Here is a 15164-nt window from a genome sequence, read left to right on the forward strand (position 1 = left end):
GATCCGCCAATTGCATAGATATGCTTTTTCCTTTCATGAAAATGCATACAGGCCGTTGGGGTTTGCCGATCCGAGAAGATACTCCGTGTTCGTCAGAGCCTGGTCCTTTCGCTTCTCTCCCTAGCCATATCAAGGCAAGCGGAGGTCGCCCTGACGTTTTTGAGAAGCAGACAAGCTTTTCCGGAAATTTTTTTTACAAATCCCGTTGACTTTGACGCATACGTAAAGGTGTACAGTGATGGTGTCAGGAGGTGAGCACATGGAATATACGGTGCAGAAGCTGGGCCAATTGGCGGGAGTCAGTACGAGAACGCTGCGGTATTATGACGAGATCGGGATTCTTAAGCCGGCGAGAATCAACTCGTCAGGGTACCGGATTTACGGTCAGGCGGAGGTCGATCGGTTGCAGCAAATTCTGTTTTACAGAGAATTGGGGATTACGCTGGACGTGATCAAGGAGATCGTGACCTCCCCGTCCTTCAGCCGGGCCCAGGCGCTAAAAGAACATCGTGAGCAGCTCCTCGACAGAAGAAAGCAGCTCGATCTGCTGATCAAAAATGTTGAAAAGACAATCGCTTCTATGGAAGGGAGAATGACCATGACCGATCAAGAGAAGTTCGAAGGGTTTAAACAAAAGCTGATTGACGATAACGAGAAAACGTACGGAGAAGAAATTCGCAAAAAGTACGGAGACGACGTTGTAGACAAATCCAATCAAAAGCTGAAGAACATGACACAGGAGCAGCTTGGGGAAGTAAAGCGCCTGGAGAGTGAAGTTGCCACCACATTGGCTGAGGCGTTCAAAACCGGCGATCCGGGAAGCGCTCTCGCCCAAAAAGCGGCGGATTTGCATAAGCAGTGGCTGATGCACTCCTGGAGCGAGTACAGCAAAGAGGCACATGCAGGGCTTGCTCAAATGTATGTAGATGACGAGCGGTTCAAAGCGTACTACGATCAGAATCAGCCAGGCATGGCCGAATTTTTGAGAGACGCGATCCACATCTATACAGGCATGAAACAGTAGGTCTTGCCAAAAAGTGCCACAGGCATAAAACAGTAAACCTGCTGAAAAGTGCCACAGGCATGAAACAATAGACTTAGCCGAATGCCGCGGTAGTGCGAAAGGCTGAAAAACGGGTTGTACCAAGGGGCAAGACCAGGTACAGCCCGTTTTTATCTGTTCATTTTTAAAATGTGAATCACTCGTGTATGATCATATCAGACGATTCTGAATTGACCGGCTTCCGATGTTTGAACGCATGCCTCTCCCGCCGCGCCCCGCTAAGCGGTGCCTGTTTGAAGCTGGCAATGGATTTACCTGCTCTCCTGCCTTCTCGCTTTGACTATCTCTTGAGTAAAGGATGTGACTTCCCTGACACTGTCTCGCCTTCATCCCTTGTTCTATCACCTGCGGGTCAGCCAAAAGAGAATCGGCCGAATGCTGTCTGACCGCGTTTCCGGGGTTCGCTTTGCCCGCCAGCAGCAAGCCCCCTCTTTTTCATTCACGTGCAAAAAGCATCAGTCCTTGCTTCGGAGAAAGCTGGGGAGCTCCGACCCGCAGCTGCAGGAAAACAAAATCATCAATTTGCGGATTGCGATTCCGTCCATTGACGGACTGCTGATCAGGCCCGGGGAAACCTTCTCCTTCTGGAACCGGGTAGGCAAGACGACAAAGGAAAAAGGCTACGTGGAAGGACTGCTTTTGTCACAAGGAGAGGTGCGAACAGGTGTTGGCGGCGGCCTGTGCCAGCTTGCCAACCTGCTCTTCTGGATGGCGCTTCACACGCCGCTCGAGATTGCGGAACGGCACCACCATCAGTTTGATCCTTTTCCGGACGATCAGCGCGTCCTGCCTTTTGGCAGCGGTGCCAGCGTTTTTTACAACTATGTCGATCTTCGCCTCTACAACCCGACAAAGCAAACCTTTCAATTGCGCGTCAATCTGACAGATAAGCATCTCAAGGGAGCGATTTACACAGATCGCGAGTGGCCGCTCTCCTATCATCTCGAAGAGCGGAATCACAAGTTTATGCGCCGGGGTGGAAAAAATTACAGACGCAATGAAATCTGGAGGCTCGTGATCGACAAAAAAACCGGAAAGCGGACCAGAGAAGAACTGGCGATCCGCAACTTTTCCGAGGTCAAATACACCCTGGAGGAGGTTCCGCCAACTGGTCCAGACTATTCCGGTTAATTGTTTCAACATCGTTATGCATGAATTTTGTATGGAACCTGCGGGACGTATTCCTCTCCCTTGTGCTCTCTGATCCATGCCAGCTCGGCTGCGGCCAGGCGCTCGAAATTTTCAGCTATGTGAATATCGCCCTCCGCTCTCCACCCTGCGATGATCGGGTACATCGGCACATAAAAACCGTTGATATACCACATGTCAAACAGCAGATCGGGGTGGACGAGACCATTTTTGTGGAGAACACCGATCATCTCGAAAAAGCCATACAGCGTGACAAAACGGGCAAATTCCTCGCTCCCGCGGGGATAGCGCCCGATGAACGTATCGTAGCTCCATTCTTTATTTGCGATCGTATGGGAGAACCACTTTTTCGCTTCTTGCATTCGCTCCGATTCGTACTGCTGGTACAGCTTCAAAATAATGTCGGCGTCCTGGTAGGTAGGAATCATCAACTTTCACACTCCTGTTTGGATTCGGGGAAAAGAATTTTCCATTCCCACTATTATCTAGAAAACACATGTTCTTGTCCAAGCTTTTTTACACTCGGCTTTGCGCTTTTGTCCACTTCACTCGCAACGGGAGGTTTCTCTATGAAACATTTTTACCTCGTCAGACACTGTAAAGCAGAGGGCCAGGACCCTGACGCGGCACTCACGCCTTTGGGCTGCCAGCAAGCTGCCGCGCTGGCTGCCTTTTTTACGGACATACCGGTTGAACGGATCATCGCAAGTCCTTATTTGCGTGCACAAGCTACTGCGGAGCCGCTTGCCCGGCATTTCGGACTGGAGATCGAGACTGACAGCCGGCTCGAAGAGAGAGTCCTTTCCGCATATTCGATGCCTGACTGGTACGAGCGCCTGCGAGACACGTTTTCTGATCTGACGCTGTGCTACGAAGGCGGTGAAAGCAGCCAGGAAGCCATGAATCGCGGGTTATCCTTGCTCCGTGATGCGCTTTCCGCTCCCTTCTCTCATACCGTACTGGTCACCCATGGCTGTCTGATGGCCCTCCTCCTGAAGCAGCTCGACGATACATACGGCTTTGCCGACTGGGAAGCCCTGACCAACCCGGACGTCTACCGGATTTCTTGCCAGGAAGGCGTGTGGACGATCAAACGAATCTGGAACGAGCTTGCCGGCTGACCGTTACCGGATGGCAACGCGGGAAAATAAAAACAGTTACAGCGAGGTGTTCTTACTGAAGCACCTCCTGTAACTGCGTTTGGTTATCTTGCTGGATTATTTTTTCAAGCTCTTCCCGGGACAACTGACTGACCACGCGAATGAATTGGTAGGCCAGTTCTGCATCAAACTGTGTCCCTGCCCCTTTCCTGATCTCCTGAAGTGCGTCTTCGACCGGGAGTCCTTTCCGGTAGGGACGATCCGCAACCATGGCGTCAAATGCGTCGGAGATGGCCAAAATACGGGCCATCAGCGGGATCTCGTCCCCCTTCAAGCCATCCGGGTAGCCCTTCCCGTCGATCCGTTCGTGGTGGGAGCGAATGGCGGGCAGCAGTTCGTGAAACATCCCTGCCTGCAAGATAATTTCATATCCAATCACCGTATGCTGCTTGATCTTGTCGTACTCTTCCGGTGTTAATTTTCCTTTTTTATTGAGAATGTGATCCTCGATACCGATTTTTCCGATGTCATGCAAGATGCCGCCAAAATAGACTTCATCCACTTTATCCGGTGGCATCCCGATAGCACGCGCAATTTCCCGTCCCCAGTGGGCCACACGCTGCGAATGGCCGCTCGTGTAGTGGTCACGGGCATCGATCGAAGCTGCCATTGTCGTCAGAAAGCTGTGGTTAAAGGTTTGGATTTCGTCCATTTTTTGTTGGAGCTTGTTAATGTTGCGAAAATATTGGCGGAATACAATATTCAAGGAGATAAACGCAGCCAGCAACGGAATGAGCGAAAGCCATCCGTATTGTGCTACCAGCCTGGCTCCAATACCGCCGATAATCATGAGCATAATGTACGTGTTTGACCCACCTTTGACCATGCTCGCAAAGGTGTCCAGCCACTTTACATGAAAGAAATAGGAGATTCCCGAAGCCACCAGTGACGTGTTGACAAACCAATAAACAAGAATCAGCAACAGGTCCGAAAACATCCACGGGATACCGGCCGAGTCGGCGGCATGATGTAAAAATCCTACCAGCCACAGAGTCAGCAGGATTTGCCCGCAGTTAAACATGGCCTTCTTCAAGGAAGAACGGCTCAGTACGGTCACAATCAATAATTCAACGACTGCGGCCCAGACCGCAACCCATGTGCCATACAAGAGAATTCCCGAAAAAAACAATGCATTATTGACAGTCAGTCTCGCGTTAAATGTGCTAATAGGGGCAAAAGCCCCTACGATGGTCAAAAGCGTAAAGATGAACAAGACGCTCCAGTGATTGCGTGGCTCCCAATCCGGCAGCACCGAAACAAATACGGCGATCGCTGCAAGAGGGAGAAAAAACTGAATAAACAGATGTTTGAAAAAACGGGTGAGGTCAATATTTTTCTGCATAATTTTTACCTTCGCGCAATCGTATTAAAGAGATAGGCTTGTTTGTAATGCGCTGAACAAGAAGGAACGTCCCCAACATAATAAACAGGTCGCCAATACTGATCAGCCTCGGAATAGGGAACGGCATATGCATAATATCTGCAAGGAAAGGGAACACCGTTTGATCCGTCAAAAGCGAGTGCTTGAAATCCGTGCCATTCAACAAAGGCTCTATCGGGTAAGGAAGCTGTTTTGCCTGCTCGATATCGACAGGCATGCGCCCTCCATTCAGCCAGATGACCAGCGCGTTCAAAAACCACCCGATCATAAAAATCCTGATGTCTTCATGCTCCCTGTTGAAGTAAAAAAAGAGCAGCAGTGCCAGATAGGCAACGGATACAAATATTCCACCAATCGACGGGAAAAAGCCTGATGTAATCTGGAGCAAAATACAAATCACCAGAAAGGCCAATCCGTTAAAGGCAGGAATGCTCTTTACCCGTCCGCCCCTGAGGAAAGCGATTAAAAACGAGAAGGCTATCACGTCAAGCAGCATGTTTCGTTACCTCCGAAAAAGCAATGAAAAACACCACTTTGAACAAGCGGTGTTTCTCTAGTTTTCCTACCTTTAGCCAACGTACCAGTTAGCAGAAGTTGCAGCAACGATACCTGCTACCAACAGAAGTGCTCCAAACCATTTTTTCATGCCATTCCCCTCCTTAAATAAATAGTGGAGAAAGCTAGTTTCGCTACTTAGCTCTAACGTACAGGCCAAGCGACCAAATACAGCCTGTACAGCTTCCCTTTTCCCGAGGGAAAAGGCGGATTCGCTACTGGCTCCATACAGACCAAGCGACCAGATACAGTCTGTACTTCTTCGCGCTTTCATGCCTATATTTTACACATAAGTGACAAAATTCGGCAATAATAGATTCATAGTCTATAAGCTTCAATTATAAATAGGAATTTGTACCTAGAACTATATTCACACAACAGCAGCCAACACTGCTTTCTGCGCATGCAGCCTGTTTTCCGCCTGATCAAAGACGACGGAGTTTGCACCGTCGATCACGCCGGCAGATACTTCTTCCCCTCTGTGAGCAGGCAGGCAGTGCAGGAAGAGGTATTCCGGGCTGGCGTGGCTGACCAGCTTTTCGTTCACCTGATAAGCAGCGAACGCTTGCAGCCGCTGCTCGTTTTCCGCCTCGAAGCCCATGCTGGTCCAGACATCGGTGTACACGGCATCAGCGTCTTTGACTGCCTCGACGGGATCGTGGGTCACGAGCAGCTTTCCACCGTTTGCCTGCGCATATCCTTTTGCCTGCTCGACGATGGCCGCATTCATTTCATATCCCGGCGGCGTGGCGACGCGAACGTCCATACCCAGCAGCACAGCCGCCAGCACGAGCGAATTGGCCACGTTGTTTCCGTCTCCTACGTAAGCCAGCTTGATCCCCTTCAGCTTGCCCTTGTGCTCCCAGATCGTGAGCATGTCGGCCAATGCCTGACACGGGTGGAAGTCATCCGTGAGTCCGTTGATGATCGGGATCGAGGCGTGCTCCGCCAATTCCTCCACACCGGCATGGGAAAACGTCCGAATCATGATCGCGTCAACATAGCGCGACATGACTTTCGCCGTATCGCTGATCGGCTCCCCCCGTCCGAGCTGCAGTTCTTTGCCGCTCAAAAACATCGCCATGCCGCCGAGCTGGTACATGCCGACTTCAAAGGAAACGCGGGTGCGGGTGGATGACTTGTCAAAAATCATTCCCAGCGTTTTCCCTTGCAGGGGCTGGTACGGCTGACCGTTCTTCTGCAGCTTTTTGATGTGAGCCGCCAGCTCCAAAAGCTGCATCAGCTCTTCTCCACTGAATTCATCGACCCGCAAAAGGTCTTTCCCCTTAAATTTGGCCCACTGTGCGTTTGGAAAGCGATCCAATATCTTCACAGGCTGCATGCCCGTCACCTCTTTTCTCCGAAATGGCTTGCACATACAAAGCGAATGTCTCACTGGAAGTAAACAACGGTAATCCTTGTTGGACGGCCCGGCTGCGGAGGGCAAAACCGCTGCGCCCGCGACTGTTTCCTTTGGTCGCCGTAATCAGGGCAAAGGCCACACCCTCGGTCTGAACCAGCTCCACAAGCTCCTGCTCATCCCCGATCACGTGAGCGACGCTCAAGCCGTTTTCCTTGAGCCATGCGGCCGTTCCTGGCGTTCCTGCCAATACGCCGCCTTGCTCCTGCAATCGCTTCAGCGCAGGCAGCACCTCTGCCGTTTTGTCTCCGTCCGCCAAAGATACCAGGCAAATCTGTCCTGCTTGCCAGCTTGAAAAAATGCTGTCTTTATAAGCAAACGCCTTTCCTGCCGCTTCAGCGAAACTATGGCCCAGACCGAGCACCTCTCCCGTCGACTTCATTTCCGGGCCGAGCGCAGGGTCCACACCGGTCAGCTTTACGGTCGAGAAAACAGGCGCTTTCACTACGGCAAACGGAATGTCAGGCAAAAGACCTGCTTTGTACCCCATCTCCGCCAGCTTCTCTCCCAACTGGGCGCGGACGGCCAGCTCGACCATCGGAACGCCCGTCACCTTGCTCGTAATCGGCACGGTACGGGAAGCGCGAGGGTTTACCTCCAGCACGTATACCGTATCGCCGCTGATGACAAATTGAATGTTGATCAGGCCTACCGCTCCCATCTCGCGGGCAATGGCTTCGGTGTAGCGTGCGATCGTGGCTTTGACTTCGTCAGTCAGGTACGGTGCCGGGAAAAGGGCAACGCTGTCGCCTGAGTGAATCCCGGCCTTCTCCACGTGCTGGTAGACGCCCGGGATCAATACCGATTGGCCGTCACAGACGGCATCTACTTCCGCTTCCATGCCCGGTACGTATTTGTCGACGAGAAGCGGGAAAAAGTCCTGGCTGTTTGGCTGGCTCAACCATCCCTCAATCGTGGCGGATAGCTCATCGATGTCATGTGCCACGACCATGCCCTGCCCGCCGATGACGTAGGAAGGACGCAGCAGGACCGGGTACCCTACGGTAGACGCTGCTGCAGCCGCTTCCTCCAGCGTGGATACACCCTGCCCCGGGATATGCGGAATATCCAGCCCTCTGAGCATGGCGTAAAAGAGCTCGCGATCCTCTGCCCGCTCAATCGCTTCGAGCTTCGTTCCCATCACAGTCAAACCTGCTGCTTCCAGCTTGGCGGCCAGATTGATCGCCGTTTGTCCGCCGAACTGCACCATGACTCCGTCCACCTGCTCCCGCTCCGCTACGTGCAGCACGTCTTCCGCGTGAAGCGGCTCGAAGTAGAGATGGTTCGCTGTCTCGTAATCGGTGCTCACCGTCTCCGGGTTGTTGTTGACGACGATGGCCGCGATCCCCTTTGCCTGCAGTGCTTTTGCGGCGTGTACCGAGCAGTAGTCAAATTCAATCCCCTGTCCGATCCGGATCGGCCCTGAGCCGAGCACCAGCACTTTTTTGCCGGTCAGCTCCTCGACCTCATCGGCACCCTGCCAATCAGAATAGTAGTACGGCGTTTGCGCATCGAACTCTGCGGCGCAGGTATCGACGATTTTATACGTCGGCTTGATGTTGTACTGCACTCTGAGCTGCTTTACTTCCGCTGCCGTGCAGCCGATCAGCCCGGCGATCGTCTCGTCGGCAAATCCGCGTCGCTTCGCTTCCGTCAGCAGTTCGGGGGTCAGCGTTTCGCATGCAGCCAGCTCTTTTTCCAACGACACGATCTTTGCGAGGCTTCGCAGGAAAAACGGATCAATCCCTGTCAATCCATGCAGCTCGCTTTCCGTAAAGCCTTTTCGGATCGCTTCGGCTAGTGCAAACAGCCGCACATCGGTCGCTTCCTGAACGAGCTGGACCAATGTCTCCCGATCACACGCTGCCAGATCGGGACGGCTCAGATGCGTGCAGCCCTGCTCCAGGGAGCGCACAGCCTTGAGCAGTCCCGCTTCCAGATTGCGGGCGATCGACATCACTTCACCGGTCGCTTTCATCTGGGTCCCCAGCTGCCGGTCCGCCAGCGGAAATTTGTCAAACGGCCAGCGCGGGATTTTCACTACAATATAGTCCAGCGTCGGCTCAAAGCTGGCATACGTATAGCCGGTAATCGGATTCAACACTTCGTCGAGATTGTAGCCAAGCGCCAGTTTGGCCGCGATCCGGGCGATCGGATAGCCGGTCGCTTTGGATGCGAGCGCACTGGAGCGGCTCACTCTCGGGTTGACCTCGATCAGGTAGTAGCTGTCCGAGTTCGGGTCGAGGGCGAACTGGATATTGCAGCCGCCTACCACGCCCAGCGAGCGGATCACCTTGGTGGATACACTGCGGAGCATCTGGTACTGCCTGTCGGTCAGCGTCTGGGAAGGCGCGACAACGATGCTGTCTCCCGTGTGGATACCCACCGGGTCCAGATTTTCCATGTTGCAGACGATGATGCACGTATCGCTCGCATCCCGCATCACTTCGTATTCGATTTCTTTCCAGCCTTTGACGCTGCGTTCGATCAGCACCTGACCGATCGGGCTTGCGGCGATTCCGTTTGCCGCTACTGTCCGGAGGGATTGCTCGCTGTCCGCGATGCCGCCGCCCGCTCCACCCAGCGTATAGGCAGGACGGACGATAACGGGATAGCCGATGGAGTCGGCAAAGGCGACCGCAGCCTCGACAGATTCGACAGTGGCGCTCTCCGGCACAGGCTCGCCGATTTTTTGCATCAGCTTCTTGAACAGCTCGCGGTCTTCACCATTTTGGATCGCTTCCAAAGGAGTTCCCAGCAGCTCTACATCGTACTTTTCCAATACGCCCGCTTCCGCCAGGGACACGGCTAGGTTCAATCCCGTCTGACCGCCCAGCGTTGGCAAAAGGCCGTCCGGACGCTCCTTGGCGATAATTGCTGTCACGGACTCTACCGTCAGCGGCTCCAAATAGACTTTGTCGGCAACTTGTTCATCTGTCATGATCGTGGCCGGGTTGTTGTTCACAAGCACGACCTTGACCCCCGCTTCCTTCAGGGAAAGGCAGGCCTGTGCTCCGGCATAATCAAACTCCGCCGCCTGACCGATCACGATCGGTCCCGACCCGATGACTAACACTTTTTGAATGTGCGGCAATTTAGGCATATCTCTTCGCTCCCACTACACGCATCGACTGCAAGAATTGTTGAAAAATATGTGAGGTGTCGCTTGGCCCCGGATGGGCTTCCGGATGGAACTGGACGCTCATGACCGGCAGCAATTGATGGCGAATGCCCTCTACCGATCCGTCGTTTACATTGCGGTAGGTAACCGTGAGCAGCCGTTTGTCCAGCGACTCTTCCTTTACGACATAGCCGTGATTTTGCGAGGTCATGTATACTTTGCCGGTCGCAAGCTCCTTGACCGGATGGTTTCCTCCGCGGTGGCCGTATTTCAGTTTCTCCGTCTTTCCTCCGAACGCCAGCGCGAGAACCTGATGACCAAGGCAGATACCGAGCGTCGGATACTGCTCAGCCGCTTTTCTCCATTCACTGCAATAGGCAAGCAGATCTTCCGGATCGCCGGGTCCATTGGAAAAGAGCAGTCCGTCCGGCTGCAGCGCTTGAATCTGGGCGTACGGCGTGTCGAACGGCACCGCCGTCACCCGGCAGCCAAGCTCCAGCAGCGCGTCCAGAATCGATTGCTTCATCCCCAAATCGACCAGCACCACATGCTCCTGCGAGCCCGGGTAGCGTTTTATCTCTTGGCAGGATACTTCTGCGACCAGCGACTTTTTGATGTGTTTGGTCTTGAGTGCGGCTACTTCTTCCGCTGCCAGGGGTTGATCGGAAATGGCTCCCCACAGCGGCCCGTCCTGGCGCACTCGCTTCGTAATCGTCCGCGTATCGATACCCGCCAGGATCGGAAAGCCGAAATCCTCTGCCGTTTCCGCCAGTGTGCGAACCGATTGATAGTGGCTGGGCTCCATGCACAGCTCACTGACGACCATCCCGGCCAAAGCGGGCTTGGCTGCCTCGTAATCGTTGTCGTTGACTCCGTAATTGCCGATCAGCGGATACGTAAACGTGACGATCTGACCGGCGAAGGACGGGTCGCTCATCACTTCCTGATACCCTGTCATTCCTGTATGAAAAACCACTTCCCCGATTCCTTCCAGCGGCGCTCCATACAGCGTTCCGGCGAATACTTCACCTGTCTCCAGCGTCAAATAACCTGGTCCCAATCCCTGTTTCTCTTTATCCATCTATGAAAGCCACTCCTCTCCAAAGGGCACTCACTTGCGAAAATTTATGCAACTTACTGTATTAATATACATTTATGATTATAAAAATGCAACGAGTTTTTTATCTTTTCCTACTCGTTGCAACTATTTTCCTGCTGTCTTTTGCGTGGCCATAAAGCTTCTCTTCACTGGCACGCGTACACGTCTTACCCACCGTCCCCTCTATTTGAAAGCTACGTTTGGGCGATCGCTTCCTTTAGCACCGCTGCTGCCTGTGCCACTTCATTTTCCGTTGTAATAAACGACGGCAGCATCCGTATGACCTGAGGTCCCGCGAGCAACAGCAGCAGCCCTTTTTCCCGCGCGTAATCCAGTACAGGAGCTGCCGGGATCGAAAGCTCCATCCCCAAAAGCAGGCCCTTGCCTCTGATTTCGACCACTTTGTCCGGAAAGGCTGCCTTGATTTGCTGCAAGCTGCTTACCAGCAGCTGATGCAGCTCGTTCACCCGCTCCAGCATTGCGTCTTCCTCGATGGTTTCCAGCGTGGCCAAACCTGCAGCCATAGCGAGCGGATTGCCGCCGAAGGTCGTCCCGTGGGTGCCGGGGGCAAATGCCTGAGCCGCTTCCTCGGTAGCCAGAACGGCGCCGATCGGGAATCCGCTGCCAAGTCCCTTTGCAAGCGAAATCGCATCGGGCAAAATGCCGTATTGCTGAAAAGCAAACCAGGTGCCGGTCCGTCCGATGCCGGTCTGCACCTCATCGATCAAAAGCAGCAGGCCGTGTTCGTCGCAAATCTGGCGGAGCCCTTTGACAAATTTCTCATCTGCAGGATGCACGCCGCCTTCCCCTTGCACCAGCTCAAGCATGATGGCGCATGTCTTTTCATTTACGGCTTCATGCACCGCCGCCAGATCATTGTAGGGAATAGTTACGAATCCCTCGGGAAGCGGCAGGAAGCCGTCTTTTACCTTCTCCTGGCCTGTGGCGGTCAGGGTCGCCAGCGTCCTCCCGTGAAACGACTGGCCAAACGTAATGATTTCGTAGCGGTCTGTCCCTTTCACCTTCTGTGCATAGCGGCGTGCCAGCTTGATCAGGCCTTCGTTCGCCTCGGCGCCGCTGTTGCAAAATAGTGTCCGTGAAAGACCCGACAGCTCGCTCAGCTTTGCCGCCAGCTTCTCCTGGCCGGGAACGTGGAACAGATTGGAGCAATGCCAGAGCATATCCAGCTGTTCATGCAGCTTGCCGGCTACTTTTGTCGGCACATGTCCCAAGGACGTAACGGCAATCCCCGAGATGAAGTCCAAATATTCCTTGCCCGCCTCGTCCCAGACCCGGTTTCCCTTCCCTTTTACGAGGTGTATCGGCCATCTTGCATAGTTATTCATCAAATGGAGTGGAGCAGTCGTCGTACTCATGGTTTCTCCTCCTCAACGTGCTGCTTGATTTTTTTCGGCTGCGGCAGCCACGATTGCCGTGCCGGCCGGTTCACCCTGACAAACCTTAAGCAAATCTTCCGCTGTGCCGCGGCATATGACGACCTGCGCTACCCCGGCGGAAAGCGCATCGAGCGCAGCCTGCACCTTGGGGATCATTCCGCCTGTGATCATTCCCTCGCTGATCATGCGTCCGATTTCAGCCTCATCCGTTTTGGAAACAAGCGCTTTGGTGCCATCCGCCTCCGGCTTTAAAATGCCCGGAACGTCCGTCACCATGATCAGGCTTTCAGCTCTCAATGCAGCGGCAATCGCTCCTGCCGACACATCGGCGTTTACATTGTACCTCTCTGCCCCGTCAATTCCTGCGGCAAGCGGAGCTATCACCGGCACGTACCCCTGACCGAGAATGGTCCGCGGGATCGCGGCATCTACCGCCTTCACTTCGCCTACCCAGCCCAGCGGCTTTTCCGTCCGTACCGCCGTGAGCATGCTTCCATCCATCCCGCTCACGCCCCACGCTCTCGCTCCGTGTTCTGTCAGGCGTCTGACCAGCCATTTGTTGATCTGGCCACAGAGCACCATTTCCACAACCTCCAGTGTATCCTCGCAGGTCACGCGGAGGCCGTCCACGAATACGGAAGATATCGCCAGCCGCTCCAGCATGCTGTTGATGGCGGGTCCCCCTCCATGGACGATCACGAGCTGCTTCCCCATTTTCTGAAGCCGTGCAATTGTTTGAAAAAAGCTCCCGGGTAGCTGCTCCATCGTGCTGCCCCCGCATTTTATGACGACAATGCCCTGCATTTTATACCTCCTCTACGGGAAAAGCGGTACGAGCGGCAAACCGGCTGTCTCCGGCAGCCCAAGCATGATGTTCATGTTTTGCACCGCCTGACCTGCCGCTCCTTTGACGACGTTATCGATTACGGAAAGCACAATGACCCGGCCGGTTCTATCATCTACATGCAGCGCGATGTCGCAATAGTTGGAACCATACACCTCTTTGGTGCGCGGATGACTGCCCGGCTGACGAAGGCGGACAAACGGCTTTCCCGCATAGGCGGACTGGTAAAGCTCCTGAAGCTCGGAAAGAGCGGCTGCCTTCTCCAGTTGTCCATAGGCCGTCACCAGGATTCCCCGCGTCATCGGCACGAGATGGGGTGTGAACTGGATGAGCTGCTCCAGCTCTGCCTGCCCCGTCAACTCCTGCTCAATCTCGGGCGTATGCTGGTGGGACGAGACCTTGTATGCATGGATGCTTTCATTGATTTCACTGTAGTGAACCCCGAGCGAAACACCCCGTCCTGCCCCGGAAACACCTGATTTGGCGTCGATGATCCAGCTTTTCGGGTTGACCCAGCCCGATTTTGCCAGCGGAATCATTCCCAGCAATGCAGCAGTCGGATAGCAGCCCGGATTGGCGATCAGCTCTGCTCCCGCAATCTCTTCCTTTTTCCATTCGGACAAGCCGTAGACTGCTTTCTGCAGCCATTCGTCCGCCGCCGGCTGCCGCTTATACCATTGCGTATAGGCAGCACCGTCCTTCAAACGGAAATCACCGGACAGGTCAATCACTTTCGCGCCGTTCTTGACCAGCTCTGGCGAAAGCTCAGCACTGACACCCGCAGGGGTAGCGAGAAAAATGACATCGTTGTCCGCTCCCATTTGCCCGGCATCTATTTTTGCCAGGACGGGAAGCTCAAGCGCCTGCACGTGGGGGAACACGCTTGCAAGCGATTCTCCTTCTGACGTGCTGGAATATAAATTGGCCACCTTCACGTGAGGATGGCCGGCCAAAAGACGTATCAGCTCGACACCGCTGTAACCAGTTGCCCCGACAATTCCGACCCGGATCATAGTCCCTCTCCCTATCTGTATTTTTATACAAAAATAATAATAAACATTCATCCAAAAAACAACCCTTGCCATAGAAAAAGCGCCCGACAATTTATCGGACGCTTTGTTCCATGCATGTTTTTGCAGGTCCCGAGCGATGCATATGTTCGACTACCGCCATGCAGCGCTACAACGTGTGCCGAGTGAAGCGCACGTTCTGATTGATATGACAGCTATTTCTTGTCGGCGAGCCAAGCAGCCACCGTCTCGGCGTCTTGATCCTTGACTAGGCCGCCGGGCATGCCGCCTTTTCCGTTTTTCAGGATCTCCAGAATCTGCTCCTTGGTGTACTTGCCGCCAACCTGGGTCAAATTCGGACCGACTGAGCCGGACAAATCCTGTCCATGGCAGCTGGCGCAATTGTTTTTAAACAGCGTTTCAGCCGTCGCCGCATCGTACCCGCCAGTAGGAGCGGTTGGGGTCGTCTCTCCGGCTGGCTGATTGGCAGGCGGCTGGGCTTGGTTGCCTCCTCCGCCACAAGCACTCAAAAATAGAACAAGCGCAACAGTAAGGACAGATATTGGGAAGCGCTTCATGGCTGTTCCCTCCTTATTGAAGAATATTTCTTCGCTAAGTATGCCTCTGCTGCGCTCTATTCATTCTCCATTTGGTCAACTTATCCCAGAGGAAAATTTAAAGGACTCCATTCGCGCAATTCCAGCGTTCGAGCTCCTTCCTTCACCACCGGATCAGCCTGAGCCAATCGAAGCGCTTCTTCCTGCGTATCCGCTTTATAGATGACCAGACCTCCCTGCTTGTCCGTAAATGGGCCGGCCATCACTACTTTTCCCTGCTTGTACAAATCGTTGATGTAGTCCAAGTGGGCCGGACGCACTTTTGCGTTCAAATCCTGATCGATGATGGACAGCATAGCGACGTAGAGCATTTTTTTCTCCTTCTTCCTTTTGCTTGTCTCTTTCCAT

General features: G+C 53.8%; 14 protein-coding genes. 3 read left to right on the top strand and 11 right to left on the bottom strand.

What is annotated here, in order from left to right:
- The first annotated feature begins 259 nt into the window (after positions 1-259).
- Both NSQ24_RS23535 and NSQ24_RS23540 read left to right on the top strand, forming a co-directional pair.
- Complete coding sequence (locus NSQ24_RS23535; RefSeq protein WP_039070245.1) at positions 260-1024, top strand: MerR family transcriptional regulator; 765 nt, start codon at positions 260-262, stop codon at positions 1022-1024.
- 414 nt (positions 1025-1438) lie between these two features.
- Entirely contained in the window at positions 1439-2194 is a 756-nt protein-coding gene (locus NSQ24_RS23540; RefSeq protein WP_155808051.1) for a VanW family protein, read from the top strand.
- Between the two features lie 14 nt (positions 2195-2208).
- Here NSQ24_RS23540 and NSQ24_RS23545 read toward each other — a convergent pair whose 3' ends face one another.
- Entirely contained in the window at positions 2209-2640 is a 432-nt protein-coding gene (locus NSQ24_RS23545) for a hypothetical protein (protein ID WP_003388275.1), read from the bottom strand.
- 141 nt (positions 2641-2781) lie between these two features.
- Between NSQ24_RS23545 and NSQ24_RS23550 the strand changes: the two genes are divergently transcribed.
- Positions 2782-3333, top strand: coding sequence for a histidine phosphatase family protein (locus NSQ24_RS23550; RefSeq protein WP_122958881.1), 552 nt, complete (start codon positions 2782-2784; stop codon positions 3331-3333).
- Between the two features lie 52 nt (positions 3334-3385).
- On the opposite strand, the gene NSQ24_RS23555 is transcribed toward NSQ24_RS23550, so the two are convergent.
- The 10 genes from NSQ24_RS23555 to NSQ24_RS23600 form a co-directional block, all read right to left on the bottom strand.
- On the bottom strand, positions 3386-4714 hold the full coding sequence (locus NSQ24_RS23555) for an HD-GYP domain-containing protein (RefSeq protein WP_003388278.1): 1329 nt from the start codon (positions 4712-4714) through the stop codon (positions 3386-3388).
- Positions 4698-5249, bottom strand: coding sequence for a DUF5317 domain-containing protein (locus tag NSQ24_RS23560; RefSeq protein WP_243014478.1), 552 nt, complete (start codon positions 5247-5249; stop codon positions 4698-4700). The genes NSQ24_RS23555 and NSQ24_RS23560 overlap by 17 nt, the downstream gene beginning before the upstream one ends.
- 429 nt (positions 5250-5678) lie before the next feature.
- Positions 5679-6650 carry an ornithine carbamoyltransferase gene (gene argF, locus NSQ24_RS23565; protein ID WP_003388282.1) on the bottom strand — a complete coding sequence of 324 codons (972 nt, stop codon included), beginning with the start codon at positions 6648-6650 and terminating at the stop codon, positions 5679-5681.
- Positions 6595-9831, bottom strand: coding sequence for a carbamoyl-phosphate synthase (glutamine-hydrolyzing) large subunit (carB, locus tag NSQ24_RS23570; RefSeq protein WP_122958880.1), 3237 nt, complete (start codon positions 9829-9831; stop codon positions 6595-6597). Before carB ends, argF begins: the two co-directional genes overlap by 56 nt.
- A complete protein-coding gene (locus NSQ24_RS23575; RefSeq protein WP_339166726.1) occupies positions 9824-10930 on the bottom strand; it encodes a carbamoyl phosphate synthase small subunit in 1107 nt (368 codons plus the stop codon). The genes carB and NSQ24_RS23575 overlap by 8 nt, the downstream gene beginning before the upstream one ends.
- Before the next feature lie 212 nt (positions 10931-11142).
- On the bottom strand, positions 11143-12324 hold the full coding sequence (locus tag NSQ24_RS23580) for an aspartate aminotransferase family protein (protein WP_243014479.1): 1182 nt from the start codon (positions 12322-12324) through the stop codon (positions 11143-11145).
- Between the two features lie 12 nt (positions 12325-12336).
- On the bottom strand, positions 12337-13149 hold the full coding sequence (gene argB, locus NSQ24_RS23585; RefSeq protein ID WP_003388286.1) for an acetylglutamate kinase: 813 nt from the start codon (positions 13147-13149) through the stop codon (positions 12337-12339).
- Positions 13150-13161: 12 nt separating this feature from the next.
- Complete coding sequence (gene argC / locus NSQ24_RS23590) at positions 13162-14202, bottom strand: N-acetyl-gamma-glutamyl-phosphate reductase (protein ID WP_171506928.1); 1041 nt, start codon at positions 14200-14202, stop codon at positions 13162-13164.
- 212 nt (positions 14203-14414) lie between these two features.
- Positions 14415-14777: a cytochrome c551 gene (gene cccB / locus NSQ24_RS23595; protein ID WP_003388288.1), complete on the bottom strand. Its 363-nt coding sequence runs from the start codon at positions 14775-14777 to the stop codon at positions 14415-14417.
- An 80-nt stretch (positions 14778-14857) separates the two neighbouring features.
- Positions 14858-15127 (bottom strand): YciI family protein, encoded by a 270-nt coding sequence (locus NSQ24_RS23600; protein WP_024984017.1) that lies wholly within the window; start codon positions 15125-15127, stop codon positions 14858-14860.
- Positions 15128-15164 lie beyond the last annotated feature (37 nt).

Origin of the sequence: Brevibacillus sp. FSL L8-0520 (assembly GCF_037963895.1) — a bacterium.
GTDB classification, from domain to species: domain Bacteria; phylum Bacillota; class Bacilli; order Brevibacillales; family Brevibacillaceae; genus Brevibacillus; species Brevibacillus borstelensis.